Source organism: uncultured Holdemanella sp. (genome assembly GCF_934754935.1).
In the GTDB taxonomy this organism is placed as follows: Bacteria; Bacillota_I; Bacilli_A; order Erysipelotrichales; family Erysipelotrichaceae; genus Holdemanella.
On record NZ_CAKVJB010000064.1, the window covers coordinates 1 to 4,490 of the forward strand.

Genomic DNA, 4,490 nt, shown 5'->3' on the forward strand with positions numbered 1-4,490 from the left:
ATTACAAGCTATAAAACAAAAAGAGAGGAGCTGAACTCCATAAGCGATAAAATTCACTTACTCGTTACAGCCCCTTTAATGTGTAATTAATCTTTTTTCTTAGTTAATTCATTGAACGCATCATCCAAATCCTTTTGATCTACGCCACTTGGTGTTTCTGGGATTTCTGGAACTTGAACCTCTTCTTGTTCTACCTTTTCCTCTTCTCCACTCGTTTCAGCATTAGGATCTGTTAATTGTCCATAATTCATCAAATTAGTGATTTCTTCATTTGTTAATGTTTCATGTTCATATAAATTATTCGCAATCAAATCCAACAAATCTTTATTTTCAGTTAAAATCTTACGACAATTTTCATGACACTCATCCACAATTGCACGAACTTCTTTATCAATTTCAGCAGCTACACCTGCAGAATAATCACTACCCTTTGTATAATCTCTTCCTAAGAAGACATTTCCTTGTGGATCTGCATATTGGATTGGTCCTAAACTAGACATACCATATACACGAACCATATTTTTGGCAATTTCAGTCAATTTTTCAATATCATTTACGGCACCCGCACTGATTTCTCCAAATTGAATTTCTTCAGCTGTACGACCACCAAGTAAACCTGTGATCTGCGCAATAAATTCAGATTTTCTGTGGAAATACTTCTCTTCACGAGGTGTCATCAAGTTATATCCACCTGCATCTCCACGAGGAATAATAGTAACTTTCTGAACCATATCTGCATCTTCAAGCTTCAAACCAATAACGGCATGTCCCGCCTCATGATAAGCCACAAGAATTTTATCTTTCTCTGTATATTTCTTACTCTTTTTAGCAGGTCCCATCATAACACGGTCAATCGCTTCATCTAAATCTGTCATAGTGACCTTAGCTTCATTTTTACGAACCGCTAAAATAGCACCTTCATTCAATACGTTAGCCAAATCAGCCCCGGAGAATCCAGGTGTACGTTTTGCCAAGTTTGCTAGTGAAACATCGCTTGCCAATTTTTTATTACGAGCATGTACATGTAAAATAGCTTCACGACCCTTAATATCAGGCAAACTAACTGTAACACGACGATCAAAACGACCACTACGTAAAAGTGCTGGATCTAGTACATCAGGACGGTTTGTAGCTGCAATCACCACAATACCCGCATTATCTGTCATACCATCCATTTCAACCAACAATTGGTTCAATGTCTGTTCACGTTCATCATTTCCGCCGCCCATACCAGCTCCACGCTGACGTCCTACGGCATCAATTTCATCAATAAATATGATACATGGTGCACTTTTCTGTGCTGTTTTAAACATATCACGAACACGACTTGCTCCTGTTCCGACAAACATTTCAACAAAGTCTGAACCAGAAATTGAGAAGAATGGAACATTTGCCTCTCCAGCTACGGCTTTCGCAAGTAACGTCTTACCAGTTCCTGGAGGACCTACCATTAAAATTCCCTTAGGAATATGTGCTCCCATATCCGTAAATTTCTTTGGTGAACGCAAGTAATCAATAATTTCTTTTACTTCCTCTTTTTCTTCTTCACAACCCGCAACATCTTTAAAACGAACTTTTACATTTGATTCAACACGAGCTTTTGATTTCGCAAATTCGAAGGCTTTATTGTTGCCTCCACCACCCATTTTTGCGAACATGAAATAGAAGAATACCGCAATAATCAAGAATGGAATAATTTGAGAAAGAATCGAAATCCATACACTACCTTGATTTGGATCTTCTACAGTTAATTTTCCACCATTTCTCTGTAAAGACTTTTCTAATTTTTCAATATTCTTTTCTGTTCTTGGAACAATAACTTTGTATCCAACTGTCTTTGAATTCTGTTCATAAGTTCCTTCCAACTGGATTACAGTGGAACTAATTGTCATAGAACTCTTTTTAAAATCAACTTCATCTACAATTTTCTCAAATTGTGTATAATTCATTTGTACAGTACTGCCCTGTGAACTATAAAAAACTAATGATAATACAATTGATAAAATGAAGATGGTTGGTAAATAATTTAACCACTTCTTCATAATCTTCCTCCTACTGATAAATTTCAGGCTTTAAAACACCAATAAATGGTAAGTTACGATACTTTTGGTTGTAATCCAATCCGTATCCAACCACAAATTCATTTGGCACTTCAAAGCCAACATAATCCGCCTCAATTTCACAAACACGACGGCTTGGTTTATCTAATAATGTTACACAACGAACATCTAAACAACCTTTATTTTTAAACATTTTCTTTACTTCTACTAAAGTTCTACCTGTATCAATAATATCTTCTACAACCAAAATAGAACGGTTTTTACAAGATAAATCCATATCCTTTAAAATACGAACATCCCCAATAGATTCAGTTCCATCGTATGAACTAACTGACATAAAATCAATTTCACATGGAAATTCAAAGCGCTTGATCAATTCAGCCATAAAAGGAACACTTCCCTTTAATAATCCAACTACGATTGGAGTATCTCCAGATTCTTTATAATCTGCTTCTATTTGATGTGCTAGTTCTACACAACGATTTTCAATTTCTTCTTCACTTAATAAAACTTTTTCAATATCTTGAGCTATCATATGGTGTTTTTCTCCTTAAGTTACCTAAATATTGTAACATAAACATTTAATCAAGACCATTTATTTTAAAATAGAACTGTTGATTTTGTGAATAATGCCCTACATCACAACCAAGCCCTGGCACAAATATCACATTGCCCACTTTATTTTCCACAACCAACCAATATTTTCTATATATCTTGCTGATTTTGCGATCCACAAAAAATCGATGTACATTCTTATTTCCAAATCGCATTTGAATTGTATCATTTACTCTAACACGACGTATAACCAAAGGAAAGTCAGATGCATCTACACTAAACATTTCAATCGTCTTTCCCTCATTTTTAATCCTGAAATCCGCATAATCCTTATATTCTAATTCATCCATTTTATAATACACATCTGTAGGACTCGACATAAAATACAACTTGCCACCATGTCTTTCCAGTAAATAGTTCTCTATTTCAATTAACACATTGCTTTTTAATTGAACACATAATTCTTCCATATATTTTTTTGAGAAATGATGATGTAAAGAATGAAACAAATAACTATCTAGATAAAGCCAAGCATCTTCTTGATTCAACAAAGAATCTGCATCCTTGTTCCAATCCTTAAAAAAATCTTCTATGCCTTTTCTTTTTGTTTGCCATACTTTATTCTCATTTTGAATCTTTAATATCCACGTTTCCTTTTCATCACGACTCATCTTTTCGATTTGTGTATGACGAATTACGTTACGCGTATAATGATTAGTTAAATTTGATTCATCGATTCCAAAAGATACACCATTCTCATTACAATACTCTTGTAATTCATTCTTTGTGAAGTTCAATAAAGGACGAATTATTTGATACCCATGTCGCATACTCTTTTCTTTTAATCCATACCAGTCACAAATCATATTTCTATTCTTTTGAAACAAATAGGTTTCTATCACATCATCCATCTGATGAGCTACATATAATATTTTTGCATCAAACGCATCCGCCACTTCTTCAAAAAAAGCATAACGAACATCTCTTGCCCATGCCTGAAAATTTCCTTTCTCATGTATCGGATAACACACACGAACAGGAATATCATACTTTTTACAATAATCTTTTACGATATTTTCATCCCTATCTGCTGTATCTCGATGTTTATAATTTACATGCGCAACAACAATGTCCTTGCCTTGTTTATTCAATTGATCTAATAAAGCCATACTATCAGGTCCACCTGAACAGGCCACTACACATTTTGACATATGCCTATTATAGCATCATTTGTAAAACACACTTCTTTATTTTATCAAACAAATATGAATTTGGATCAATATGTGCCTTCACATCGATCACACGTGCTGAATTGATCCATTTTGCATCATTCAAAAACAATACACTCGACTTATTCAACCCCTCAATTTCTGGTAAACGCATCAAATGACGTTTCCCTACACGCAAGACAGGATCATACGCCTTATGATAAGCACTACTATTTCCACTCATAGGTACCACAAAAATTTTTCCATGCTTCATGGCCAACACAAGTCCAAAATGTTGATAACCAACCTCACTTAAATACGCTAAGCCAAAATCGGTAAAACAGATATCTCCTACTTTTACATATACTTTTGCTTCTAAACTCGAATACATTTGTTTCCTCTGACAAAAATTCAGTTTAGAAAGCATATAATCATAAACCTCGCTTTCATTTAAGCATGATAAGAGTTTTTCTTCCTCGATTCTAGCCTGTGACGTAATTTTTTGCGTATTCTCCGTTGTTTTACTATTTTTCTTTTTTTGCCATTCATTCGGTTCCATAAGCCCTATTCTAACAGGTCAATGTGAATTTAATATAAAAACCGCGTTTAAAAAGCGCGGTTTTCTCTGCGGCTATAAGCCTTTACTGCCAGCTCGCGTCTCAAGGCG

At 34.7% G+C, this 4,490-nt stretch carries 4 protein-coding genes; all 4 read right to left on the bottom strand.

Annotated elements, in window-relative coordinates; genetic code table 11:
* Window positions 1–86 precede the first annotated feature (86 nt).
* From ftsH to Q0E86_RS11010, 4 genes are read right to left on the bottom strand one after another with little or no spacing between them, the layout of a single operon-like run.
* Window positions 87–2,042 (bottom strand): ATP-dependent zinc metalloprotease FtsH, encoded by a 1,956-nt coding sequence (ftsH, locus tag Q0E86_RS10995; RefSeq protein ID WP_295757159.1) that lies wholly within the window; start codon window positions 2,040–2,042, stop codon window positions 87–89.
* A 10-nt stretch (window positions 2,043–2,052) separates the two neighbouring features.
* On the bottom strand, window positions 2,053–2,595 hold the full coding sequence (gene hpt / locus Q0E86_RS11000; protein ID WP_288536859.1) for a hypoxanthine phosphoribosyltransferase: 543 nt from the start codon (window positions 2,593–2,595) through the stop codon (window positions 2,053–2,055).
* A 46-nt stretch (window positions 2,596–2,641) separates the two neighbouring features.
* Entirely contained in the window at window positions 2,642–3,826 is a 1,185-nt protein-coding gene (gene tilS / locus Q0E86_RS11005) for a tRNA lysidine(34) synthetase TilS (protein WP_295757162.1), read from the bottom strand.
* Window positions 3,827–3,833: 7 nt separating this feature from the next.
* Complete coding sequence (locus Q0E86_RS11010; protein ID WP_295757165.1) at window positions 3,834–4,382, bottom strand: hypothetical protein; 549 nt, start codon at window positions 4,380–4,382, stop codon at window positions 3,834–3,836.
* Window positions 4,383–4,490: the final 108 nt, after the last annotated feature.

Bases quoted from the DNA above. Each gene is read 5' to 3' on its own strand.
- Q0E86_RS11010 (WP_295757165.1), bottom strand. From the start codon at position 4,382: ATGGAACCGAATGAATGGCAAAAAAAGAAAAATAGTAAAACAACGGAG.
- tilS (WP_295757162.1), bottom strand. From the start codon at position 3,826: ATGTCAAAATGTGTAGTGGCCTGTTCAGGTGGACCTGATAGTATGGCT.
- hpt (WP_288536859.1), bottom strand. From the start codon at position 2,595: ATGATAGCTCAAGATATTGAAAAAGTTTTATTAAGTGAAGAAGAAATT.
- ftsH (WP_295757159.1), bottom strand. From the start codon at position 2,042: ATGAAGAAGTGGTTAAATTATTTACCAACCATCTTCATTTTATCAATT.